Source organism: Mycobacterium mantenii (genome assembly GCF_001667865.1).
Lineage (GTDB): Bacteria > Actinomycetota > Actinomycetes > Mycobacteriales > Mycobacteriaceae > Mycobacterium > Mycobacterium mantenii_A.
Genome location: NZ_LZJP01000126.1, coordinates 1 through 24,145 on the forward strand (window position 1 = coordinate 1; position 24,145 = coordinate 24,145).

The following is a 24,145-nucleotide window of genomic DNA, read 5'->3' on the forward strand; positions in this document are numbered from 1 at the left end:
CAGCTGATCGCGGCCGGTTGCAACGCCAAAGACCTCTGCGAGGTGGAGCGCGGGGCGCGCCAGTTGGTCGCCGAGGCGATGGCCTCCGCACGGGCATTGGTGCGGGCGCAGCGGATTACGCGCGCGCCGGAGCCGAAGCCCTGGTCGGCCGCTAGCTGAGCAGACCTTGGCGCATTGCCTCGGCGACCGCGGCCGCACGGTCGCTGACACCGAGCTTCTCGTAGAGGCGTTGCACGTGCGTTTTGACCGTCGACGGGGCCACAAAGAGCTCACCGGCAATCGCGGGGATGCTTTTGCCGTGCGCGATCCGACTGAGCACCTCACGTTCGCGCGCGCTCAGCACCGGCGCGGTCGGCTCCGCACGCTGCCGGATCTCCGCGGCAAGGCCGCCGACGAGCGTGGGCGCCACCACGTCGTGACCCTGCGCGCAGTCGAGCACGGCCTTGACGATCTCGCTGCGCGTCGAGTCCTTCAGCACGAACCCGGCCGCCCCCTGCTGCAGCGCCTGGTACACGATCGCCGGCTCGTCGTGTGCCGAGATCAGCAACACCCGGGTGGCCAGACCCTGGGTACGCACCGCCGCCGCCACCTGGGCGCCGTCCATGCCGGGCATCCGGTAGTCGAGCAGCGCGACGTCGGGCACCTGCGACTTGATCAATTCCAAAGCGGCAGAGCCGTCTTCCGCCTCACCGACGACGCGGACCGAACCGCTCGACGACAGCGCGCGCACGACGCCTTCCCGAAAAAGCGGGTGATCGTCGCCCACGACCACCCGCACCGTTTCGGGGGGAGCCGCGCTGACCATGGCGATGAGTGTAGCGGTTTGCCCCACAGCGGCGTTCGCATTCTCTGGCCGCCACGATGAGTCATTTTGCAGTTTGCTTCGGTGCGGCACACCCGGATGAGTACGGTGATCGGGTGGCGGTAGCCGGTGACGCAGAACTGGAACGCGTGCGCGCGATTCACCAATTGCGCTCGTATCGCATCGGCTCGGTGCTCCGGCTGGGCGTGGTCGGCCTCATGGTGGCGGCCATGGCCGTCGGCACCGACCGGTCGGAGTGGCCGCAGGAAAGCGTGCTGATCGGCCTGTACGCAGTTGTCGCGCTCTGCGCGCTGGGATTGGCGTTCGCTCCGTTCCGTCGATGGATCGGATTGGGCCGCTTGGTCGCGATTGGCCGGCTCGAGCCGTTCGCGTTCACCGTCATCGACGTTGTCGCGCTGACGGTCTTTCAGCTGTTGTCCACCAACGGGATCTATCCGCTGCTGATCATGGCGATGTTGCCGGTCTTGTTGGGACTCGACGTCTCCTCCCGCCGGGCGGCGGTGGTGCTGATCTTCTCGATGCTCGGGTTCGCCATTGCGGTGCTTCAAGATCCGGTGATGTCGAGCTCGGTCCGGTTGTCAGAGGCGGGATTTCGGTTCTTTCTCTACGCATTCCTCTGTTGCGCGGCTTTCTTGGTGGTGCGCATCGAGGAGCGTCATATCCGCTCGGTGGCCGGCCTGAGCGCGCTGCGGGAGGAATTGCTTGCTCAGACGATGAATGCGTCGGACGAGGCGGCGCGGCGGATCTCGGAATTCATTCACGACGGACCACTGCAAGACATTCTGGCGGTGCGCCAGGAGTTGGTCGAATTGGACGCGGCGCTGCACGGCGATGAGCGTGTGGACCGGGCACTGGCGGGCTTGCAGTCGGCCTCGGAACGATTGCGCCAGGCCACCTTCGAGTTGCACCCGGCGGTTCTCGAACAGGTAGGACTCGGCGCCGCGGTGAAACAACTCGCGGAGTTCACCGCACAGCGTTCCGGCATCGACATCACCACCGACATCGAATACTCGACGCGCAACCACGTCGACCCGGTCGTGTTCGGCGTGGTTCGTGAGTTGCTGTCCAACGTCGTGCAACATGCCGAGGCCCGCAACGCGACGGTCATGCTCGGGATCACCGACCACACGTGCGTTCTGCATGTCGTCGACGACGGCGTGGGGTTCAGCCAGGAGACGGTGGCGCGCCGTCTGGGGGAGGGGCACATCGGGCTGGCGTCACACCGCGCCCGGGTGGAGGCGGCCGGGGGTGCCCTGATGTTTCTCGACGCCCCGGTTGGCACGCACGTCTGCGTCGAAGTGCCGCTCAAGGGTTCGCCGACATCCACCACACAGGTACTGGTACCCCGGTCATATGGTGACTTCCATATGCGCCAGCACCTGCGCTAGCGCATATGGAACTCGACTATTGGTCGGTCAGGCGGCGCCGTGTGCCGCACCGGAGTCCGACCCAAGTCAAGCCCTACTTCAGGTCGACCGACTTCCCGGTGGCGGCAGCGTGACCCGCACGATAGCCGAAAACCATTGCCGGGCCCAGGGTTCCGCCAGCGCCCCCGTAGGCCCGTCCGGTCACACCGCCCATCGCATTGCCCGCCGCGAACAGGCCCGGTATCGGCTCGCCGCCGACGTGCAGAACGCGGGCATCGTGATCGGTGCGCGGTCCGCCCTTGGTGCCCATCGCACCGATGCTCACCGGCACCGCGTAGAACGGAGCGGTGTCGATCGGGCCCAGTGTCCTGCCGGCCGGCGTGGTCGCGCTGTCGTCACCCCAGTAGCCGTCGTAAGCGCTGGAGCCGCGCCCGAAGTCGGGGTCCGCGCCGGCGGCCACGTGACGGTTCCAGTTCTCGACGGTGCGGGTTAATCCGTCGGCGTCGATGCCGGTCTTGGCGGCCAACTCGGCAAGGTCGGCCGACTCGCAGAACCAGTCCGGAACGGGCTGCCCCGGTTCGACACCGAGGAATCCGTAGCGCTGCAGGTGAATCGAATCGAAGACCATCCACCCGCGGTCGTTGACGTAGCCGCCGCGAGGATCCAGGTAGTGGAAGGCCCCGGCCATCGAGTTGTAATCGCATGCCTCGTTGACGAATCGCCGGCCGGCCTGGTTGACGATGATGCTGCGCGGCCGCGTTCTTTCCAGCCGCACGCTGCGGCTGCGCGGCTTGCCTTCGATGGTGTCACCCGGGATCTGCACGATCGGCACCCACCACGCTTCACCCATGTTGGCCAGCGCGGCGCCGTGCTCCATCGCCATGCGCAGACCGTCGCCGGTGTTGTTGGGCGGCGACACCGCGCCGTGCATGGGACCGCGCAGAAAGGCTTGTGCCAGAGTCGGATCCCACTCGAAGCCCCCGGTGCCCAGGATGACCCCGTGCCGGGCGCGAACCCTGATGGTCCGATCCGGTAGGGCCACCCGCACACCGGTTATTTCTCCGTCCTCGGCGATGAGTCCTTCGGCCCGGGCGTTGGTGTGCGGGGTCACCCCGGCGTCCAGGAGTCCCTTGAGGAGCCCCGCGATCAGCGCGGTGCCCGCGACGCACAAATGGCCGGTACGTTCGTCGATCGCCGCGTGCAGGCGCGCCCTGGTCTCGGCGTCGAAACCGACGTTCGACCAGTCGGCCGGGAAAGACGTGATCCGGGTTGCCCATTCGCCCAATTGAGCCAGGTCGAAGGGGGCAGCACTCAGCGACCTGCCGCCGGTCGGCTGCCCTCCCGGCAACTCGGGACGATAGTCGGGAAAGCCGGTGGCGATCTCGAACTGGAGGCCGCTGTGGGCCTCGATGAAATCGAGCATGGCCGGGCCGGTCCGCACGAACGTTTCGACCAACTCGTCGTCCATCGACCCGAGTGACTGGGCACGCAGGTACCGCAGCGCTTCGGTGGGCGTCAATTCGCCGTCGGGAGAACGGTTGTGGGCGGGGATCCACACGATGCCGCCGGAGACGGCGGTGGTCCCGCCGACGGTCGGGGCCTTCTCGTAGACCTCCACCGAGGCGCCCGCTACGGCCGCGGTCAGCGCGGCGCTGAGGCCGGCGCCGCCACTGCCGAGCACGACGACGTCGACTTCGTGGTCCCATGACATGGGTTGCTATCCCTTCAGCTCAGTAGCTCCGACAACTGCTTGGCGGCTTTGACGACCGCATCCTTGCCGCGCATAACGACGTCTTCCCGGTGTGAGATGAGGTTGATGCACGTTGGCGGTGACGGCACCGGGCGGCGCACCCCCACGGCCAGCCCGTAGGTATTCGGTTCGATTTCACCGTAGGTCGTCACCCAACCACGTTCGCGCGCACGGGAAACCAGCTCGCGTTCACCCGGGCGCGGGGGCATGCACGCGAGCAGGGCGATCCCGGCGGCGCCGCGATCCAGCGGGTATCGGCTGCCTTCGTGAAACGAAAGCTGGTAGGCGACATGGCTGGGCACGATCACCGCGATGGCCACCTGTTGGTCGCCTTCGGCGATGAGTAGGGACACGGTGGTGCCGAGCTCGTCGGCCAGCGCGCGCAGCGTCGGCAGACTCACCTGGCGCACATTGCGGTCGAAGGAAGCGCCGAGCACGGCCAGGCCCGCTGCCGGCCGGTAGCGGCCGTCCTCTCCCTTGGCCACCAGTCGGAACTCGGCCAACGTCGTCAGCAATCGGTACGCGATGGTGCGGTGCACCCCCACCTGATCGGCGAGCTGTTGCACCGTCAGTCCGCTGGGGGAGTCCGCCACCATCTGCAGCGCCGTCAGACCCCTGGCCAGGGTCTGCGAACCGGTACCGGACCCGGTCACGGCCTTGACAGACCTTCCCGCGAGAGCGAAGCTCTATATATAACGCACATTAGTGTGCGATATTAGCACACCAGGTAAGCCGAAAACGAGAACGAGATTTCCCCGATCTGGAGGCCGGACAGCACCGTGGCGGAGTTCGAGAGCATCTGGAGCGATCTCCAGGGCGTCGCGTTTGAGCAGGGCTACCTCGACGCCGGAGGAGTGCGTACCCGCTACCTGCGTGCCGGTGATCCGGGCAAGCCGGTACTGATGCTGCTGCACGGATCCGGTGGCCACGCCGAGGCCTACGTCCGCAATCTGGCCGCGCACGCCGAGCATTTCTGGACCTGGTCGATCGACATGCTGGGCCACGGGTACACCGACAAGCCGGGACATCCGCTGGAGGTCCGCCACTACGTCGAGCACTTGATGGCGGTGCTGCGCACCATCGGGGTCGATCGCGCGTGCATCAGCGGCGAATCGCTCGGCGGCTGGGTGGCCGCCCGTACCGCGATCGACCACCCGGATGTGGTTGAGCGACTGGTGCTTAACACCGCAGGCGGCTCGCAGGCCGATCCCGCGGTGATGCAACGGATCATCACGCTGTCCATGGCCGCCGCCGAGGACCCGACCTGGGAAACGGTGCAAGCGCGCATCAAATGGCTGATGGCCGACAAGTCGAAGGCGTACGACGACCTGGTTGCCAGCCGCCAAAGGGTCTATCGCCAACCTGGATTCGTCTCGGCCATGAGCGACATCATGGCGTTGCAAGACCCGGAGATTCGGGCGCGCAACATCCTCGGCCCGGACGAATACGGATCGATCATCGCCCCGACGCTGGTGCTGTGGACCAGTGACGACCCCACCGCCGACGTGACGGAGGGACGTCGGATGGCCTCGATGATCCCGGGCGCGCGCTTCGAAGTGATGCCGGGGTGCGGTCATTGGCCGCAGTACGAGGACGCCAAGACGTTCAACCAGTTGCATCTCGACTTCCTGCTAGGGCGCTGATGGCGACCGACGGGCACCAGACACCGAGCGTCGACGTCGACGTTGTCATCGTCGGGGCGGGCCCGGTCGGTCTAACCCTGGCCAATATCCTTGGCCTGCAGGGTGTTCGAACGTTGTTGGTCGACGAACGCGACACCCTGATCGACTATCCGCGCGGGGTCGGCCTCGACGACGAGTCGTTGCGCACCTTCCAGTCGATCGGCCTGGTCGACCGCGTCCTGCCGCACACGGTCCCCAACCAGATTCTGCGATTCTTCGACGCCAAGCGCCGGGTGCTTGCCGAAATGGCGCCACCCGACGCGCGTTTCGGTTGGCCCAAGCGCAACGGGTTCGTCCAACCGCTCGTCGACGCCGAGTTGCTGGCCGGTCTCGACCGATTCGATGGCGTCGAGGTGCGGTGGAGCCGGCCGATGACCGGTTGCGCGGAAACCGCCGATGGCGTCACGGTCGAGCTTGGTGGCGACGGGGATAGCACCACGGTGCGGGCGCGCTACGTGGTCGGGTGCGACGGCGGCCGCAGCATGACCCGCCGGGTGATGGGAGTCTCCTTCGACGGAACGACGTCCTCGACGCGGTGGCTGGTCGTCGACATCGCCAACGACCCCCTCGGGCATCCCAACAGCGAAGTCGGCGCCGACCCCGAGCGCCCGTACGCCTCGATCTCAATCGCCCACGGAATTCGCCGCTTCGAGTTCATGATTCACGCCGACGAGACCGACGAACAGGCCGAAGACCCGGCGTTCCTGACGCAGATGCTGGCGCGGATGGTGCCCCACCCCGACCGGGTCGACGTGATTCGGCGGCGGGTGTACACCCACCACTCACGGATCGCCGGCGCGTTCCGCCAGGGCCGGATGCTGCTGGCCGGCGACGCCGCTCACTTGATGCCGGTATGGCAGGGGCAGGGCTACAACAGCGGGATCCGGGACGCGGCGAACCTGGGCTGGAAGCTCGCCGCGGTGGTCAATGGCCGGGCCGACGACACGCTGCTGGACACCTATGACGTGGAACGTCGCAAGCACGCCCGCGCGATGATCGACCTGTCCACCATGGTGGGTCGGGTGATCTCGCCGACCAACCGCCGGGTGGCGACCGCGCGGGACCTTCTGGTGCGGTCGGCGTCGGTCGTGCCGTCGCTCAAGCGATATGTGTTGGAAATGCGGTTCAAGCCGATGCCCCGCTACGAGCACGGCGCCGTCGTGCACGCCGCGCCGGGCAGTACCGATTCGCCGGTGGGAACACTGTTCATCCAGCCGCGCGTCGACACCCGAGACCAGCAGAACGTGTTGCTCGACGACATACTCGGCACTTGGTTCGCGGTGATGTGCTGGAACAACAACCCGCGCAAGATTCTCGGCGATGTTGCGTTCGCGAACTGGAAGGCGCTGGGCGCCCGGTTCTTTGCGCTCCGGCCGGCCACCCAGCTGCACTGGACCGGACACGACGACCCCGATGTCGTGGTCGTCGGCGATCGGCACGGCGGCCTCAAATCTTGGTTCGACGCACACTCCGAATCGGTGCTGTTCCTGCGCCCCGACCGATGCATCGCGGGTGCCTGCATCGCTCAGCGTTCCCCCGATCTGAGCGCCGCACTGCTTGATGCGCTCGCACTCACGCCGCGAGGGGGTGATTTCCAAAGTGGCACTGGCTCTGTGCTGTATGTCGCACAGCCCTCTCCTGAATCTTCCGGGGCCGTCGCAGGACCTGCTTGACGACATCGAAGGCGCAATCGCACAAGCGCGAAGCTTCGTCGAGGAGTATGACCCCGAACTGGTGGTCAGTTTCTCGCCGGATCACTACAACGGCTTCTTCTACAAGGTGATGCCGCCCTTCTGCATCGGCACCAGCGCCTGTGGGGTGGGCGACTACGGCACCTACGCCGGCGCGTTGAACGTGCCGGAAACCCTTGCGTCCGAATGCGCGAAGGCGGTTCTCGACGCCGGCGTCGACGTCGCGGTATCGGCGAGCATGGACGTCGATCACGGCACCGTGCAGCCGCTCGAGAAACTTTTCGGGAACGCCACCTCGCGTCCCGTGATACCGATCTTCGTCAACGCCATCGGGGTCCCGCTGGGGCCGATGCATCGCTGCCGTGCGCTCGGCACCGCCGTCGGCAGCTACCTGGCCACCCTGGACAAGCGGGTTCTGATCCTGGGCTCCGGTGGACTCTCGCACAGCCCGCCAGTACCGACCCTGGCGACCGCGCCTGCGCCGGTGCTCGAGCGGATCGTGCATGGCCGGCCGATGACCACCGAACAGCGCCAGGCCCGGCAGGCCGCCGTCATCGACGCGGCCAAGAATTTCGCCACCGGCGAGAGCGAGCTGCAGGCACTCAACCCGACATGGGACCACCGATTCCTGGAAATCATCGACGGAGGATGGCTGAGCGAATTGGATGGGTGGTCGAATTCGTTTGTCGCCCACGAGGGTGGCAGCTCCGCGCAGGAAATCCGCACCTGGGTAGCGGCGTTCGCGGCGCTGGAAGCGGCGGGGCCCTACGAGACCACCGGACGGTACTACAAACCCGCGCCCGAACTGATCGCCGGTTTCGCAATCAGAACGGCGATTCCGAAGTGACGGCGGCATTGGACCGTTTCGACCACGTCGTCGACGTGCTCATCGTCGGATCCGGCGGTGGCGGCATGACGGCCGCGCTGACGGCGCAGGCCTCCGGGCTTGACGCGCTGGTGATCGAAAAGTCTTCCCACTTCGGGGGTTCCACCGCGTTGTCCGGCGGCGGCATCTGGGTGCCCGGGGCTCCCGCGCAGCGAAGGGAGGGCTATGTGCCGTCGCCCGAGGCCGTCGTGGACTACCTCAGACAGATCACCGAGGGCCTGGTCAGCGAGGCGCGGCTGCGGCAATACGTCGAGACCGCACCACAAATGCTGCAATTCTTGGAGCAACTGTCCGGGTGGTTCGAATTCGTCTGGAAGCCCGGCTATGCCGACTACTACCCCGAGTTGCCCGGCGGCTCCGAACTGGGCAGCACCATCAACGTGCCGCCCATCGACCTGCGGAAGTTGGGCCCCGACGAGCAGAAGCTGTTGCAGCCGCTGGCGCTGGCACCGAAGGGAATCTGGTTGGGCCCCAAGGAACTGCGCACGTTCTACCGGATCAGGCAGTCATGGGCCGGCAAAGGCGTGCTGCTGAAGTTGATTTCACGGATGGTCCGGGCCCGGGTGTTCGGCGAGCGAATGGCCGCGATCGGGCAGTCGCTGGCGGCCCGGCTCCGGTTGGCGCTGCGGGAACGCGGCATCCCCCTCTGGCTGGACTCGCCGATGGTGCAGCTGCTCACCGACTCCGACGGAGCGGTCACCGGTGCGCTGGTGGAACGAGAGGGCAAGTCGCAGCGGGTCGGCGCCCGCCTGGGCGTCATCCTGGCGTCCGGTGGCTTCGACCACGACCTCGCCTGGCGCAAGGAACTCCTACCCGAGGTGGACCAGGACTGGAGCTTCGGCAATCCCGCGGCCATGGGCGATGGCATCCGCGCCGGCCAAAAGGTCGGCGCCGCGACGGACCTCCTCGACGAGGCATGGTGGTTCCCGGCGATCCAGTGGCCGGACGGCCGCATGCAGTTCATGCTCAACGAACGGATGATGCCGGCGCAGTTCATCGTCAACGGCGCGGGCAAGCGCTTCATCAACGAGGCGGCCCCCTACATGGACTTCGGGCACGCCATGATCGACGGCCAGAAGTCCGGCATCACCCACATCCCGTGTTGGCTGATCACCGACCACAGATCGTTCAATCGCTACGTCGTCGGGGGCCACCTGCCGATACCCAAGATCCCGGGGGCGCCGGTGCCCACCGGCCGGAAGATCCCGCCGACCTGGCTGGAATCGGGTGTGGTCAAAGCGGCCATGACATGGGACGAGATGGCGGCGAAGATCGGCGTGCCCGCGGGGCAGCTTGCCGAAACCGCCCGCCGCTTCAACGAACTCGCGCGCAAGGGACACGACGACGACTTCAACCGCGGCGACAGCGTGTATGACAACTATTACGGCGACCACACCCTGCCCAACCCGAACCTGTACCCGCTGGGCGATCCGCCGTACTACGCCTTCCGGATCGTCCTCGGAGACCTGGGGACCTCCGGCGGGCTGCTGACCGACGAGCACGCCCGCGTGCTGCGGACCGATGGCACCGCGGTGCCCGGACTCTACGCGGTGGGTAACACCTCCGCGCCGGTGATGGGCCGCAGCTACGCCGGTGCCGGGGCCACCATCGGCCCAGCCATGACCTTCGGCTATGTCGCGGCGAAACACGTTGCGGCCCAAGCGGCCAACCGAGCCATTAATACTCATAGGAGGTAAGGATGAAAATCTCACTGTTCTACGAATTCGCTCTGCCGCGGCCCTGGGCGCCCGATGACGAACACGTCATGCTGCAGGACTGTCTCAACGAGGTCGAGGCAGCCGACAAAGCGGGCTTCTCCACCGTGTGGCTGACCGAGCACCACTTTCTCGAGGAGTACTGCCACTCGACGGCACCGGAGATCTTCTTGGCGGCGGCCAGCCAGCGAACCAAGAACATTCGGCTGGGATTCGGCATCATGCACCTGCCGCCGGTGGTCAATCACCCCGCCCGCGTCGCCGAACGCATCGCCACCCTTGACCTGCTCTCCAACGGCCGCGTCGAATTCGGGACCGGGGAATCATCGTCGGTCGGTGAACTCGGCGGATTCAACATCGACCCCGCCGACAAGCGCGCACAGTGGGAAGAGGCCCTTGAGGTTTCGATCCGCTGCATGATCGAAGAGCCGTTCACCGGCTTCAACGGCGAACACGTCCAGATGCCCGCGCGCAACGTCGTTCCCAAGCCGCTGCAAAAGCCGCATCCGCCGGTCTGGGTCGCCTGCACGCGGCCGGCCAGCGTGCAGATGGCCGCCCAAAAGGCGATCGGGGCTTTGAGTTTCGCCTACACCGGGCCCGGCCCGCTGACCGAGCGGGTGAACGGCTACTACAAAGAGTTCGAGGAGAACGGCGTCCCGGTAACTCCCCGCATCAACCCGAACATCCTGGCCATCGGCGGTGACCTCTCGATGATGGTGGCCAAGACCGATGAGCAGGCGCTGCAACGCCTTGGACAAGGCGGCGGATTCTTCTCGTTCGGCATCATGCACTACTACATGACGGGAGTGCACACGCCGGGACGGACCGGGGTGTGGAAGCGCTATCTCGAAGAGGTGGAAAAGGATCCGACGCTGGCGTACGGGCCGGGCCGCGGTGCCATCGGATCTCCGGCCACGGTACGCGAGTTCCTGCGCGGCTACGAAGAAAGCGGTGTCGACGAGATCATCTTGCTGCTCAACCCGCGCAGCCACGAGGGCACCATGGAATCCATCGAGCTGATGGGCAAAGAGGTGCTTCCCGAATTCATCGAGCGCGACGCCAAGGCGGTGGCGGAAAAGGCGAAGCGGCTCGAACCCGTCATCGAGAAGGTGGAGGCGCGCCGGCCGAAATCGACCGCACCGCAATTCGACGAGGATTACTCGTTTGGTGGACTGCCGACGGGTCGTGGCGGTAAGTTCACCGCCAGCGAGATCCCCGAAGCCATGGCGGAGATCAACGAAGGCCGCGTCCAGGCCGCACAGCGCGCGAAGGAACAGCAGAAGTAGTGCCGGAAGGCATCTGAGTCGGAGGATTTCGGGGCGAGCCTTGGGAGAGATCGACGAGCTGTGGCGCTACGACGGTCGCCGCGCGGTGGTTACCGGATGTGCTTCGGGCATCGGCGAACACGTGGTCCGGCAGCTCGCCGAGCTTGGGGCCGAGGTCATCGGGCTGGACAAGCGGCGACCCGACTTCGCGATCGATGAGTTTCACGAAATCGACCTGGCCGATCAAACGTCGATCGAGTCGGCGGTGGCCACGGTCACGGGCCCAGTTGATGCTCTGTTCAATGTTGCGGGCGTGTCGTCGGGGATCGGCGATCCGGCACTGGTCGTGACCATCAACTTCTTGGGGATGCGTCACGTCACCGAGGCGCTGATTCCGAAGATGGTTGTGGGGTCGTCCATTGCGAGCGTGTCATCGCTTGCGGCGGCCGGATACCGGGAGCACTTGCAAGAGGTGGCACCGCTGCTGCATACCGCGTCGATGCGGGAGGGCATCGACTGGTGTGCGGGGAATCCGGATGCGCTGGGCACCGGCTACCAGTTGTCCAAGGAAGCGATCATCCTGTACACCATGCGCAGCGCAACCCCGCTGGGCGCGCGGGGAATCCGCATCAACTGCACCGGTCCCGGGGTCACCGAGACACCGATCCTGGACCAGCTGCGCACGGCGTACGGGCAAGGCTTTCTCGACGACATTCCCAAGCCGCTGGGGCGTGTTTCCGGCCCCGCCGAGCAGGCCTCGGTTCTGCTCTTCCTGAATAGCAATGCCGCCAGCTATATTTCGGGCCACGTGTTGTGGGTGGACGGCGGAAACGTGGGCGCCGCGATCGCCCGTGAACTCGAGGAAGGGGCGGCCGATGGCCGACTTGACTGATTTTCGGCGGGTCGCGCGTGACGTTTCCAACTGGGGGCGGTGGGGCAACGACGACGAACTCGGCACGTTGAACTTCATCACCGCGGACAAGGTGGCCCAGGCGGCCGGCCTGGTCAAGCATGGCAAGGTGTTTCCGCTTGGCGTCGACTTCGGCTCGTCGGGACCGCAGGGCGCATTCGGCTTTCGGCACAATCCCATGCTTCTTATGACCGTGGACGGTGGGGATGCGAGCTCGCTTCCCCAGTATGGTCCCGAGTGGACGCAAAATCCGACGGCGAGGCAGTTGGGTAACTACTTCGTCGACAACCTGTTTCGCTTCAACGAAGACATGATCATCATGCCGCTACAGGCGGCCACCCAGTGGGATGCGCTGTCACACGTCTACTACGAAGGCAAGCTCTACAACGGCTTCTCGTCGGGCTCCGTGACGAGTATGGGGGCCTACCATTGCAGCATCGACAAGGTTGATGTCAAGGGCATCACCTCGCGTGGCGTGCTGCTGGACCTTGTTCGCCACCGCAACGCGGAAGTCTTCCTCGAACAGGGCAATCCGATCACCCCGGAAGAACTCGATGACGTCGTTCGTGCGCAGCGCGTGACGGTCGAGAGCGGCGACATCGTGCTGATCCGGACCGGCTGGTGGACAAGGTTCCTGCAGACCGGCAACAAGACGGAGCCATTCTCTGGCCTGCATTGGCGGTGCGCCTCGTGGCTGCACGATCGCGAAGTCGCGGCAGTCGCCTCCGACAATCTTCAAGTCGAGGACCTGGTACCCGATGTCGAGGGCGCATTTCTGCCCTTGCATCTGCTGTGCCTGCGCGACATGGGGCTGATGCTCGGCGAGTATTGGGACCTGACCGCACTGGCAGACGATTGCGCCGCTGACGGCGTGTACGAGTTTCAACTCGTCGCTCCGCCGCTGAGATTCGTTGGGGCAGTGGGCTCACCGGTGAACCCGATCGCGATCAAGTGATGGACTTTCAGCGCAAAACCATGCTGGTCGACGGCCTGGCGACCGGCTACCTGGAGGCTGGCGAAGGCGATCCGGTGGTGCTACTGCACGGCGGTGAGTTCGGCGCCAGCGCCGAACTCGGTTGGGAGCACACCATTCCCGCGCTGGCGGCGCGCTATAGGGTACTGGCCCCGGACATGCTCGGGTATGGGAGTTCGGCGAAGGTCATCGACTTCGTCGACGGCCGCGGCATGCGGATCCGGCATGTGGCGCGGTTCTGCGAACTGCTCGGCGTCGGCTCGGCGCATTTCGTGGGCAATTCGATGGGAGCCATCAATCTGCTCACCGACGCCACGTCGGACGCGCCACTACTCCCAGTCCGCAGCCTGGCGATCATCTGCGGCGGCGGAGAGATCCAGCAGAACCAGCATTTCGAGGCGCTGCAGAATTTTGACGCGACGCTGCCGGCGATGCGCCGCATCGTCCAAGCACTGTTCTTCGACTCCGGCTATCCCGATGACGACGACTACGTGCGGCGCCGCTACGAGTCGAGCACAGCGCCGGGGGCGTGGGAGGCCATCGCCGCGGCCCGGTTCCGCCGGCCCGGCGCCGGCTCGTCCGGGACACCGTCGAGCGCGCGAGCCTACGAACGCATCGGCGTACCGACGCTTGTCGTCGAAGGCGGAGGTGACAAGCTCCTCCCGGCCGGCTGGGCCGCCGAGATCGCCAAGCAGATCGACGGGGCCCGCTCGGTCGTGGTCGACAAGGCCGGACATTGCCCCCAGATCGAGCAACCCACCGTGGTCAACGAGTTGCTGATGGATTTCCTGGGCATGGTCTGACCGTCAGAAGACGTAGTCCAGGCGGGTCATCATTCCGGCGACCTGATGATAGGTGTTGTGGCAGTGCATCACCCAGGTTCCGGGATTGTCGGCAATCAGGAGGGCAACAAGCTTCTGCTTGGGCAGCACCATGACGGTGTCCTTGCGGGCGCCCGGGCTGCCGTCGGCCCTGAGCACCTGGAACGTATGCCCGTGCAGATGAATCGGGTGATACATCATCGTCGTGTTGTCGAACGTGATGGTGGGGCGTTGGCCCTGCTGGATGTGCAACGGATTGGTCTTGCCGTAGGGCTGTCCATTGATCGTCCAGTTGTACTGCATCATGCTGCCGCCCAGGACAACCGGAAGGTTGAGGTTGGGGTCGGGGCGGCCCAGGTTCACCGGCGTTGTGGCGGTAAACATTTCGACCGTGCCTACCCGCTTGGTGAGTTCACCCGGCTGGAATTGCGGGTCGGGCGCGCTGCCCGCGGCCGTGGAGAGCAATGCGCGCCCCAGCCCGTTCTTGCCTTCGGCGACCGCGACCAGCGGGAAGACGCCGTCCGCGGCGGTCACCGTGACGTCGTAACGTTCGGCCATCCCGATGAGCAGGGCGTCGACCTGGGCGGGCACCACGGGGTAGCCGTCGGTGTGAGTCACCGTCATCGCATGCCCGGCCAGTGCGACCCGGAACGTGGTGTCGGAGGCGGTGTTGATGAAGCGAATCCGTATGCGCTGTCCGGGCTTCGCGTTGAAGGTCATGGGAGAAGCGGGGATTCGGCCATTGACCAGATAGTACGGGTACGCGATGTCTCCGGCGTCGCCGCCGAGCAGATCGCTGGTGCCGACGCGCGCCATGGCAGGTGCCGGCGCTGCGCTCGTCGAGGTTGTCGGGCTGCTCGACGTCGTTTCGGTTGTCGTCGTTTCGGTTGTCGTAGAGGATGTCTCGGTCGTCGTCGGCGTTGTCGACGTGGTCGTTTCGGGCGTGCCCGGCGGGGGCTTGTTGGGATTGGTCAGTTCGCCGTAGAGCTGCTGGGGACTCTTCCCGACGCCATCGGTCCAATCATCAAGGACGACTATCCATTCGGCGTCGTAGTTGCCCTCGGTCGGGTCGTCGACGATGACCGGCAGGTAGAGGCCGGTGTCCTCGTCTAACCCTGTGTGCGGGTGTGCCCAGTAGGTACCCGAGTTCGGCACGGAGAACCGATAGGTGAAATCGTGGCCGGCTGCGATGTCGGGTGTGGCCGGCTCGGCGCCGTCCATGTCGTTGCGCAGGGCGATGCCGTGCCAATGCACCGACGTCGGGTGATCGAGGCGGTTCGACACCGTCACCACGACCTCGTCGCCGATGTTGGCGCGGATCACCGGACCCGGGATGCTGTTGCCGAAGGCGAGTGTGCGGACGACCGGTCCACCCAGGTCGACGTCGACCGCCTGGGACGTCAGCTTGGCGGTGACGGTGCGACCGCTGTGCGGGCGGGCCGCCTCGGCTTCGGCGATCGCCGCGGCCATGCGGGCACTGCCCGATGATTCGGTCTTGGATTGACTGCACGCCGTCAGCGCGAATCCACCGGCGATACCGGCGACCATGAAACCGCGTCTGGTGAGCTGGGTTCTGTCGACGGCGATACCGCTTGTGGGCTGCACGGGCAATAGGTGCTCCTCGTCTTGGGCTCGCCCCAACATTCTCGTGCTTGGATGCTAGGCGGAGCGCAACCGCGAGCGCCAGACCCTCCGATCATCGCGTGGCGCACCGCGCCGAATAGAGTGGATGCGTTCGTCAAAGTGAGTACGTGCGAACGCATCTGGGGATTCTACCCCTAGACGGCCGCGCCGCCGCCGTCGACATGCAGCGTGGAACCGGTGATGAAGCTGGCCCGGGGTGAACTGAGGAAGAGCACGGCCTCGGCGATTTCGGACGCGAACGCGGTGCGGCCGAGCGGCAGCGCCCGCCCCAGCTCTTCGTTCACGTCGCCCCATGCCGCGGCGACCCCGAGCGTGCGGGTGGGGCCCGGTGCCACGCTGTTCACCCTCACCCCGGCCGCCCCGAACTCGGCGGCCCAGGTGCGGGTGAGCGATTCCAGCGCGGACTTGGAGGCGCTGTAGCCCGAGGCGCCGGGGGTGCCTTTGAACGCGGCCATGGTGGTGACGTTGACAATGCTGCCGCGACCGCGCTGCAGCATCCCCGGAATCAGGCCTGCGACCAGGAAGTAGGCGCCGCGGACATTGGTGTTGAACATCGTCTCGAATACCGCCATGTCCTGGTCGACCGTCAACGCGGACGGGAAGCTGCCGGCGTTGTTGACGATGATGTCGACCTCGCCGCACTGCTGCACAAGCGAATTCACCGACTCTGCGTCGGCCATGTCGGTCTGGACGAACCGTGCGTTCGCCCCGATGGCTTCGACCGCTTGATCACCCCTGGCCCGGTCGCGGCCCGAGATGATGACCGTGGCTCCTTCGCTTGCGAGCAGTCGCGCAGATTCCAGTCCGATACCCGCCGTCCCGCCGGTGATGACGGCGGTCTGATCCATCAGCTCCATCGGGGTCAACGTCCCGGATGCCTACTTGGCGTTGCTGGGCACCTGGGCGGCCAGCCAGTCGCCGAACTTGGTGGGGTAGAGGGTGACTTCTTCGCCCCCGACCGGCACGATCATCCGATCGTCGAGCACCGCGCCGTAATACTGGGCATCCGGGTCGGTCACCACCTGACGAGTGTCGCCGGTTGCCTCGAACCGAGTCCGGATGAAGTCGTCCATGCCGCGCCTTTCCGGGCCGGCGATATTGACGAGCCCGGCCGGATCACCGATAGCCGCGCGGGTGACGGCGGTAGCGACATCGGCGGCCGCAATCGGTTGGAACGCGCCATGCGGGGCGTGGACCGTATCCCCGTCGGCCATCGAATCGGCAATGCCCCCAACGAATTCGAAGAACTGCGTGGCCCGCACGATCGTGTACGGTGCGCCGGACTCGGTGATCAGCTTTTCCTGAGCGACCTTGGCCCGCATGTAGCCACTGGCAGCGGCCCGATCGGCTCCCACGATCGACAGCGCGACGTGGTGCTGGACTCCGGCGGCACGCTCGGCCTCGAGCAGGTTGCGAGTCGAGGTCGTGAAGAAGTTCAAGACGTCGTCGTCGGCCCAGGACGGCGAGTTGGACACGTCGACCACCGCCTGAACCCCGGCGACAGCCTCGGAGAGACCTTCGCCGGTGATGGTGTTGACCCCCGAGCTCGGCGAGGCCGGGACGGCCTCATGCCCCAGCTCGGTGAGTTGGGCGACCACCTGCGATCCGATGAGCCCACTACCGCCGATTACCAGAACCTTCATGATCACGCCTTTCCGAATTTCCCGATCAACTGGTCCCTTCAGCATGGCCCTTGCGGGTTCCGGTCGGAACCCTGGAAAGTCCGTAGTCCTGTTCGACTCAGGGGGCCAAGTCGCAACCCCGGAGTTGTCTGCGTGAGGTGTGCCTAGCTTGGCGAACACCTTTCGGAGATGCCATTCGACGGTGTGGGTGCTGATGAACAACTGAGCGGCGATCTCGGGATTGGTCAGGCCCTCACCGGCCAGGCGCGTGCCGGTGTTAAATCAACTGCTTGACTTAACGTGCGCGGCACCGATTAACTCGTCGTGTGGTCAACGAGTTGGACGGCAAGGTCGCGATCGTCACTGGCGGGGCCTCGGGTATTGGTCGCGGTCTGGTGGAACGGTTTGTGGCCGAGGGCGCGCGGGTCGTCATCGCCGATGTCGAGACCGACCGGGGGGAGGAACTGGCCGCCGGGCTCGGCGACGCTGCAATCTTCCGGCAGACGGATGTCGCCGACCCCGAACAGGTGGGAGCGCTGGTAACCGGTGCCGTCGAGAGGTTCGGCGGCCTGCACGTCATGGTGAACAACGCCGGGATTTCCAGCCCGCTGCGCAAGTTGCTCGACGACGACCTCGCCGATTTTCACCGCGTGATGGGGGTGAACGTGCTTGGCGTGATGGCGGGCACCCGGGATGCCGCGCGGCACATGGCCGAACACGGTGGCGGATCGATCATCAACATCACCTCGATTGGCGGCATCCAGGCCGGCGGCGGCGTGATGATCTATCGCGCGTCCAAAGCGGCCGTCATTCAATTCACCAAGTCCGCGGCAATTGAGTTGGCTCACTACGAGATTCGGGTGAATGCCATCGCGCCGGGCAGTATCCCCACGCCCATTTTGGGGAAGTCCGCGGCCGGCATGGACCCCGAGCAGCTGAAGGAATTCGAGGCACGGATCCGCCAGGGCATGCGGGATGACCGCCCGCTGAAGCGCGAGGGCACCCCCGACGACGTCGCCGAGGCGGCGCTGTATTTCGCCACGGACCGGTCGCGTTATGTGACCGGGACCGTGCTGCCGGTGGACGGTGGCACCGTGGCGGGCAAGGTGATCAAGTCCCGGAAGCACAGCTGACATCACCGAAAGGCCCGAGCGTGACGGTGCGGTCCCGGTCGGGCTCCAGCGTGACGATGCGGTCACCTTCGGCCCGCGCGTGTCGGAGGTCCAACCGCGGCGACCGCCCATTTAAATCAATCGCTTGACTTAAAGCTCCACGCGGGGTTGACTGATCCAATGACCACCGCCGGCCGGACCGTTCGCACCGATCGGGCCAGTTCCACCCAGGAGGCGATCCTGGCGGCCGCCGAGCGGCTGTACGCCGAGCACGGCATGTTCGCGGTGTCGAACCGGCAGGTCAGCGAGGCCGCCGGTCAGGGCAACAACGCCGCGGTCGGTTACCACTTCGGCACCAAGGCCGACCTGGTGCGGGCGATCGAGCAGAAGCACCGCGGCCCGGTCGAGCAGCTGCGCGAACGGATGGTGACGGAGCTGCTGGACACGGGTGGTTCGACCGAGATGCGCAACTGGGTGGCCTGTTTGGTGCGCCCGCTCACCGATCACCTGGAGGAACTCGGAAACCCGACCTGGTACGCGCGTTTCGCGGCTCAGGCGATGACCGACCCCGCCTACTACAACATCATCGTCAAGGGCGCGCTCAGCTCCCGGTCGCTCGTCCAGGTCGTCGAAGGCATCAACCGCTGCCTGCCCGAGCTACCGGCCGAAGTGCACTTCGAACGCAACATCATGGCCCGAAACCTGTTGATGCACACCTGCGCCGACCGCGAACGCGCCCTTGCCGCAGGCGCATCGACGTTTCACCGTTCATGGCGGGCCGCGGCATCGGGGCTCATCGACGCGATCGTGGGCCTGTGGTTGGCGCCCGTGACGGCGTACGAGTGAAGGACTCGCAGATGAAAGTGACTGTAGACCAGGATGTTTGCGCTTCTTCGGGGAACTGCGTGATGAATGCGCCCGAAGTGTTCGACCAGCGCGATGACGACGGCGTCGTCGTCTTACTCAACCCGAATCCCACGCCCGAGCAAGCCGAAGGTGCGCGGCGCGCGGCGGCGGCCTGTCCCGCGCTTGCCATCCACATCGAGGAATGACATGTCAGACACATTGACCAGCACCGCAGCGGAGCAGACCTCCGATATCCCGGACTATCCGATGGCCAGGGAGCCGCGCTGCCCATTCGCCCCACCGCCGGATGTCATGGCACTGGCCCAAGCCAGGCCGCTGTCCCGGGTCCGTATCTGGGACGGCAGCACACCGTGGCTCATCACGGGCTACGAGCAAGTGCGCGAGCTGTTTTCGGATTCGCGAGTCAGCGTCGATGACCGCCAGCCCGGCTTCCCGCACTGGAACGAAGGCATGCTGTCGACGGTGCACAAGCGCCCCCGGTCGGTCTTCACCGCCGACGGTGAAGAGCACACCCGGTTCCGGCGCATGCTGTCGAAGCCCTTCACGTTCAAGCGTGTCGAGGGTTTGCGCCCCACCATCCAGCGGATCACCGACGAGCACATCGACGCGATACTCGCCGGACCCCAGCCCGCCGACATCGTCACCGCGCTGGCACTGCCGGTGCCGTCGCTGGTGATCAGCCAGCTGCTGGGGGTCCCCTACGAAGACGCCGACATGTTCCAGCACCACGCCAACGTCGGCCTCGCGCGTTACGCCACCGGTGAAGACACCGTCAAAGGCGCGATGAGTCTGAACAAATACCTCGCCCAGCTGGTCGAGGCCAAGATGGAGAACCCGGCCGAGGACGCGGTTTCCGACCTCGCCGAGCGGGTCAAGGCCGGCGAGCTCAGCGTCAAGGAGGCCGCCCAGCTCGGCACCGGCCTGCTGATCGCCGGGCACGAGACCACCTCCAACATGATCGGCCTCGGCGTGCTCGCCCTGCTGGAGAATCCCGACCAGCTGGCCGTCATCCGCGACGCCGAAGATCCGAAGGTCGTCGCCAGTGCGGTCGAGGAACTGCTGCGCTACCTCAGCATCATCCAGAACGGTCAGCGCCGCGTCGCGCTCGAAGACATCCACATCGCCGGCGAGACGATCCGTGCCGGCGAGGGCATCATCATCGATCTGGCTCCGGCCAACTGGGATCCGGACGCGTTCGCCGAACCGGACCGGCTGTACCTGCACCGCTCCGGCGCCGACCGCAACGTCGCATTCGGTTACGGCCGGCATCAGTGCGTGGGGCAGCAGTTGGCCCGGGCGGAGCTGCAGATCGTCTTCCACACCCTGGCCCGGCGAATTCCCACGCTGCAGCTTGCCATTCCGATCGAGGAGGTTCCGTTCAAGGATGACCGACTCGCCTACGGCGTCTACGAACTACCGGTGACCTGGTAGCCCAGCCCGCTACTTATCAAAAACGCGGATCCGAATGGAGGGTCAATGATGACGACTCAAACAAGCACGCTCTACCCGCCCGGAGGTTACGGCGCTCCGAAGGATCGGCGTGGCCACGCCGCGGGCAGCGATGTCGGCCTGCCGCAGGGGACGGTGGTCTTCTCGGCGGACAACCACATCTCGTTGGCGGATGACATTTTCTACCAACGGTTTCCCGACGATCTGAAGGATAAGGCGCCGCGGATCTGGTACGAGGACGGCGCCTACCAAGTCGGCCGCAAGGGACAGTCATTCCTGCCGGGCGACTTCAGTGCCGTGCTGATGCAGTACGACGACCTGCCCGGCGCCGCCAGCACCAACATCGAGGCCCGGATCCAAGAACTGCACGACGACGGCGTCGAAAAGGAACTGGCGTTTCCCAACGCGATCTTGGCGCTCTTTCACTACCCGGACAAAAAACTTCGCGAACTCGCTTTCCGCATCTACAACGAATACATCGCCGATCTACAAGAGCGTTCCAACGGCCGCTTCTACGGCGCGGGCCTGATCAACTGGTGGGAGCCCGAAGGCGCCAAACGAACGCTGGCTGAACTGAAGTCGCTGGGACTCAAAACCTTCCTGCTGCCCCTGAACCCGGGCAAGGATGACGACGGCAACGTGATCGACTACGGCAGCACCGCGATGAAGCCGGTCTGGGACGAGATCGAAGACGCCGGCCTACCCGTGACCCACCACATCGGCGAGACCCCGCCGAAAACCCCATGCCAGTACAACAGCGTGGTGGTCGGCATGATGATCAACATCGACGGCTTCCGCGAGCAGTTCGCCAAATACCTCTTCACCGGGATCCTCGACGACCATCCCGGGCTGCGGATCGGCTGGTTCGAGGGTGGAATCGCGTGGGTGCCTTGGGCTTTGCAAGATGCCGAGCACTTGGTCGCGTCCTACCAGCACATGTTCAACCGGCCGCTGCAGCACGATGTGCGCTACTACTGGGACACCCACATGAGCGCCTCGTTCATGGTCGACCCGCTGGGTCTGCAGCTGATCGACCAGATCGGGGTGGACAAGGTGATGTGGTCCAGTGACTATCCGCACAACGAAAGCACCTACGGGTATTCCGAGAAGTCGCTGAAGGCCGTGGTCGACGCCGTCGGGCCGGAAAACGCGGTGAAAGTCGTCAGCGACAACATCACGAAGTTCCTGGGTCTGTAGTGACGACCCTCGCGCAACTGGACACCGGCACCGGCAACGGACTGGTGATTCCCGAAACAGCCGACTTGGCCCGCCTGCGCCGCGAGACGGGCGCCCGGCTGCGTTCGGCCATGACCGAACGTGGTGTCGACGCGATGATCCTGCTGGGCAACAACGCAGTGGTCTATGCCACCGGCGCCAGTTGGCCACTCGGCGACGCCGGCCTGTCCTACGTCGAGCGACCGGTGGCGGTGGTGCTCGCCGACGACTCGTCGCCGCACCTGTTCCTGCCGTTCCGGGAGGGAGCGTCGCAGGAATCGGACTTGCCCGCCGACCATTTGCACGGGCCGGTGTACCTCGAATTCGACGAGGGCGTCGAGCATTTCGCGCGCCGGCTGGCCGACCTCATTCCGGCCAAAGCGGTGGTCGCGGTCGACGAGTTCACCGGCGCCATGTCGCGGGCCGCGAAGCTGCTGTTTCCCGGTGGCGCACCCGTTGACGCCGCGGCCATCGTCAGCGCCGCGAAGTCGGTGAAGACGCCGGATGAATTGTCCTGCATGCGCACGGCCATCAGGATCACCGACGAGGCGATGGTCGACGTCCAGAAGAGCCTGGCCCCCGGCATCCGCCAGATCGATTTGTCGGCAGGCTTTTTGCGCCGCGCCTTCGAGCTGGGCGCGACGGCCAGCATGCTCGAACCGATCTGGCAGGTGATGCCGCCGAGCAAAGCCGAGGGCGTATGGACCACGCACGGCGACCTGGCGCTGCCACTGCTGACCACCGAACGTGAGCTCGCCGAAGGTGACGTGCTGTGGACCGACGTCAGCATCACCTATCAGGGCTACTGCTCGGACTTCGGGCGCACCTGGATCGTCGGGCGGGATCCATCGCCGCGTCAGCAGGCGCAGTTCGACAAGTGGTTCGAGATCATGAGCGCGGTGCTCGGTGTTGCCAAGGCCGGTGCCACCGCGGCGGATCTGGGACGGGCCGCGATCAAGGCCAACGGCGGCACCAAACCGTGGCTGCCGCACTTCTACCTGGGCCATGGCATCGGCGTCAACGCCGCCGAAATGCCGATGATCGGAACAGATCTCGGCCAGGACTTCGACGAGAATTTCGTCCTCCAGTCTGGGATGGTGCTGGTTCTGGAACCCGTCGTGTGGGAGGACGGAACCGGCGGTTATCGCAGCGAAGAGGTCCTGGTGATTACCGAGGAAGGCTGGATTCGCTTGACCAACTACCCCTATGACCCATATGGCTCCCATGTCGGTTGAAGTTTGCCCTGACGAGCGCACGCTGCGCTTGGGGCGCCGCCAGCGGGCGCTGGAGCAGATGGCGGCGCACGATCTCGACGTCCTGGTCCTCGGCCGGCAAGCCAATGTCCGTTACGTGACCGGGGCGCCGCAGCTGTGGGTGGCCGGCACCCGCCCGTTCGGCCCGACCTGCGTGCTGGTGCGTGAGACCGGTGCGGTGCACCTCCTCAGCACCTGGGACGAAGGCGTTCCCGAAGACATCCCCCACGAGAACCTCTACGGCATCTCGTGGAACCCAATGAACACGATGGCGGCACTGCAGCGCATCGACGGAGCGGCGACCGCCCGGCGCGTCGGAACCGATGCGCTCTCACCGGTTTTCGCGCAGCTCCTGCCGACCGCGTTTCCGAACGCGCAACTGGTCGACGGCGAGCTGGCCATGCGCGCAGCGCGCCGCGTCAAAACGGACGAGGAGATCGCCGGCCTGCGGCGGTCCATCGCGGTAGCCGAGTCGGCGCTGGCGGCCGCGGTATCCGAGTTGCGGCCCGGGGTGACCGAACAGGCACTGGCCGGCGTCTTGTTGGAGGCCTCCGCGGCCGGGGGTGTGAGCACCCCGTCGAATCAAGATGTCGCGTGGGTGACCTCGCGCAAGCACCCCTGGCAGCGCGCCAACCGCGAAGGCCGCATCGCCGACGGTGATCTGGTGGCATTCTCCGCCGGAGTGCTGGCGGGGGGCTATATCGGCGAAGTGGGACGGACCTGGCCCGCCGACAGCCGGCATGCGCCTGACGGCGCCGCGGCCCTGCAAGGCCGTTGGGAACGCCTGTGGGACAACCTGATCGGTGTGTGCCGCCCCGGGGCGGGCGCGGGCGAACTGCTCAGCGCCTACCGGGCGGCGGGCGAGCCCGAGCCGCCGATGCCGGTGGCCCGCGGCCTGGGCATGGGATTCGACCCACCGGTGGTCTCCCAGCACCTGCCCGAGACCGCCGCCGACGAGCGGTTGGAGCCGGGCATGGTGCTGGCCGTGACGGGATACGTGTGGCAAGAAGGAGTCGGCGCGGTCTTCGGGCGAGAAGCGGTCCTGATCACCGCGCAGGGTCCCGAAGTGCTCACCGCGAGCCCGTTCTGGCAGCCCTAGC

At 66.0% G+C, this 24,145-nt stretch carries 22 protein-coding genes; 16 read left to right on the top strand and 6 right to left on the bottom strand.

Features of this window, described 5'->3' with window-relative positions; translation table 11 throughout:
* Window positions 1-151 precede the first annotated feature (151 nt).
* The gene (locus A5688_RS23750; RefSeq protein ID WP_067832110.1) at window positions 152-805 is read right to left on the bottom strand and encodes a response regulator; all 654 of its coding nucleotides are present in this window, start codon (window positions 803-805) and stop codon (window positions 152-154) included.
* 113 nt (window positions 806-918) lie between these two features.
* Here A5688_RS23750 and A5688_RS23755 point away from each other — a divergent pair, with 113 nt between their 5' ends.
* On the top strand, window positions 919-2,211 hold the full coding sequence (locus A5688_RS23755; RefSeq protein WP_242660243.1) for a sensor histidine kinase: 1,293 nt from the start codon (window positions 919-921) through the stop codon (window positions 2,209-2,211).
* A gap of 73 nt (window positions 2,212-2,284) precedes the next feature.
* On the opposite strand, the gene A5688_RS23760 is transcribed toward A5688_RS23755, so the two are convergent.
* Both A5688_RS23760 and A5688_RS23765 read right to left on the bottom strand, forming a co-directional pair.
* Window positions 2,285-3,901 (bottom strand): FAD-dependent oxidoreductase, encoded by a 1,617-nt coding sequence (locus A5688_RS23760; RefSeq protein WP_067909697.1) that lies wholly within the window; start codon window positions 3,899-3,901, stop codon window positions 2,285-2,287.
* Between the two features lie 14 nt (window positions 3,902-3,915).
* A complete protein-coding gene (locus A5688_RS23765; RefSeq protein WP_066865690.1) occupies window positions 3,916-4,593 on the bottom strand; it encodes an IclR family transcriptional regulator in 678 nt (225 codons plus the stop codon).
* Between the two features lie 126 nt (window positions 4,594-4,719).
* Between A5688_RS23765 and A5688_RS23770 the strand changes: the two genes are divergently transcribed.
* The 8 genes from A5688_RS23770 to A5688_RS23805 are packed head-to-tail and all read left to right on the top strand — an operon-like array spanning window position 4,720 to window position 13,865.
* Window positions 4,720-5,583, top strand: coding sequence for an alpha/beta fold hydrolase (locus A5688_RS23770; RefSeq protein ID WP_067832117.1), 864 nt, complete (start codon window positions 4,720-4,722; stop codon window positions 5,581-5,583).
* Window positions 5,583-7,295 (top strand): bifunctional 3-(3-hydroxy-phenyl)propionate/3-hydroxycinnamic acid hydroxylase, encoded by a 1,713-nt coding sequence (locus tag A5688_RS23775; RefSeq protein WP_067832119.1) that lies wholly within the window; start codon window positions 5,583-5,585, stop codon window positions 7,293-7,295. Before A5688_RS23770 ends, A5688_RS23775 begins: the two co-directional genes overlap by 1 nt.
* Window positions 7,243-8,160, top strand: a complete 918-nt coding sequence (locus A5688_RS23780; protein ID WP_067909700.1) for a 3-carboxyethylcatechol 2,3-dioxygenase — start codon at window positions 7,243-7,245, stop codon at window positions 8,158-8,160. The genes A5688_RS23775 and A5688_RS23780 overlap by 53 nt, the downstream gene beginning before the upstream one ends.
* Window positions 8,161-8,168: 8 nt before the next feature.
* Window positions 8,169-9,896 carry an FAD-binding protein gene (locus A5688_RS23785; RefSeq protein ID WP_082951160.1) on the top strand — a complete coding sequence of 576 codons (1,728 nt, stop codon included), beginning with the start codon at window positions 8,169-8,171 and terminating at the stop codon, window positions 9,894-9,896.
* A 2-nt stretch (window positions 9,897-9,898) separates the two neighbouring features.
* Complete coding sequence (locus A5688_RS23790; protein WP_067832122.1) at window positions 9,899-11,200, top strand: LLM class flavin-dependent oxidoreductase; 1,302 nt, start codon at window positions 9,899-9,901, stop codon at window positions 11,198-11,200.
* A 40-nt stretch (window positions 11,201-11,240) separates the two neighbouring features.
* Window positions 11,241-12,071, top strand: a complete 831-nt coding sequence (locus tag A5688_RS23795) for a coniferyl-alcohol dehydrogenase (RefSeq protein ID WP_067832124.1) — start codon at window positions 11,241-11,243, stop codon at window positions 12,069-12,071.
* Entirely contained in the window at window positions 12,055-13,044 is a 990-nt protein-coding gene (locus A5688_RS23800; protein WP_067832126.1) for a cyclase family protein, read from the top strand. Before A5688_RS23795 ends, A5688_RS23800 begins: the two co-directional genes overlap by 17 nt.
* Complete coding sequence (locus A5688_RS23805) at window positions 13,044-13,865, top strand: alpha/beta fold hydrolase (protein WP_067832128.1); 822 nt, start codon at window positions 13,044-13,046, stop codon at window positions 13,863-13,865. The genes A5688_RS23800 and A5688_RS23805 overlap by 1 nt, the downstream gene beginning before the upstream one ends.
* 3 nt (window positions 13,866-13,868) lie before the next feature.
* On the opposite strand, the gene A5688_RS23810 is transcribed toward A5688_RS23805, so the two are convergent.
* The 3 genes from A5688_RS23810 to A5688_RS23820 all read right to left on the bottom strand — a co-directional run bounded on the left by A5688_RS23810 (window position 13,869) and on the right by A5688_RS23820 (window position 17,170).
* On the bottom strand, window positions 13,869-15,494 hold the full coding sequence (locus A5688_RS23810; protein WP_067909811.1) for a multicopper oxidase family protein: 1,626 nt from the start codon (window positions 15,492-15,494) through the stop codon (window positions 13,869-13,871).
* Window positions 15,495-15,661: 167 nt separating this feature from the next.
* Window positions 15,662-16,384 carry an SDR family NAD(P)-dependent oxidoreductase gene (locus A5688_RS23815; RefSeq protein ID WP_067909703.1) on the bottom strand — a complete coding sequence of 241 codons (723 nt, stop codon included), beginning with the start codon at window positions 16,382-16,384 and terminating at the stop codon, window positions 15,662-15,664.
* A gap of 21 nt (window positions 16,385-16,405) precedes the next feature.
* A complete protein-coding gene (locus A5688_RS23820) occupies window positions 16,406-17,170 on the bottom strand; it encodes an SDR family oxidoreductase (RefSeq protein WP_067909814.1) in 765 nt (254 codons plus the stop codon).
* 305 nt (window positions 17,171-17,475) lie between these two features.
* On the opposite strand from A5688_RS23820, the gene A5688_RS23825 reads away from it, so the two are divergent.
* The 7 genes from A5688_RS23825 to A5688_RS23855 all read left to right on the top strand — a co-directional run bounded on the left by A5688_RS23825 (window position 17,476) and on the right by A5688_RS23855 (window position 24,144).
* Window positions 17,476-18,282, top strand: coding sequence for an SDR family NAD(P)-dependent oxidoreductase (locus A5688_RS23825; protein ID WP_067832131.1), 807 nt, complete (start codon window positions 17,476-17,478; stop codon window positions 18,280-18,282).
* A gap of 159 nt (window positions 18,283-18,441) precedes the next feature.
* Window positions 18,442-19,107 carry a TetR/AcrR family transcriptional regulator gene (locus tag A5688_RS23830; RefSeq protein WP_067832133.1) on the top strand — a complete coding sequence of 222 codons (666 nt, stop codon included), beginning with the start codon at window positions 18,442-18,444 and terminating at the stop codon, window positions 19,105-19,107.
* 11 nt (window positions 19,108-19,118) lie between these two features.
* Window positions 19,119-19,313 (top strand): ferredoxin, encoded by a 195-nt coding sequence (locus A5688_RS23835; RefSeq protein WP_007777468.1) that lies wholly within the window; start codon window positions 19,119-19,121, stop codon window positions 19,311-19,313.
* 1 nt (window position 19,314) lies between these two features.
* Window positions 19,315-20,559, top strand: coding sequence for a cytochrome P450 (locus A5688_RS23840; RefSeq protein ID WP_067832136.1), 1,245 nt, complete (start codon window positions 19,315-19,317; stop codon window positions 20,557-20,559).
* A 153-nt stretch (window positions 20,560-20,712) separates the two neighbouring features.
* Complete coding sequence (locus A5688_RS23845) at window positions 20,713-21,774, top strand: amidohydrolase family protein (protein WP_207546735.1); 1,062 nt, start codon at window positions 20,713-20,715, stop codon at window positions 21,772-21,774.
* On the top strand, window positions 21,774-23,027 hold the full coding sequence (locus tag A5688_RS23850; RefSeq protein WP_067909706.1) for a M24 family metallopeptidase: 1,254 nt from the start codon (window positions 21,774-21,776) through the stop codon (window positions 23,025-23,027). Before A5688_RS23845 ends, A5688_RS23850 begins: the two co-directional genes overlap by 1 nt.
* Window positions 23,017-24,144, top strand: a complete 1,128-nt coding sequence (locus A5688_RS23855; RefSeq protein WP_067909709.1) for a M24 family metallopeptidase — start codon at window positions 23,017-23,019, stop codon at window positions 24,142-24,144. Before A5688_RS23850 ends, A5688_RS23855 begins: the two co-directional genes overlap by 11 nt.
* Window position 24,145 lies beyond the last annotated feature (1 nt).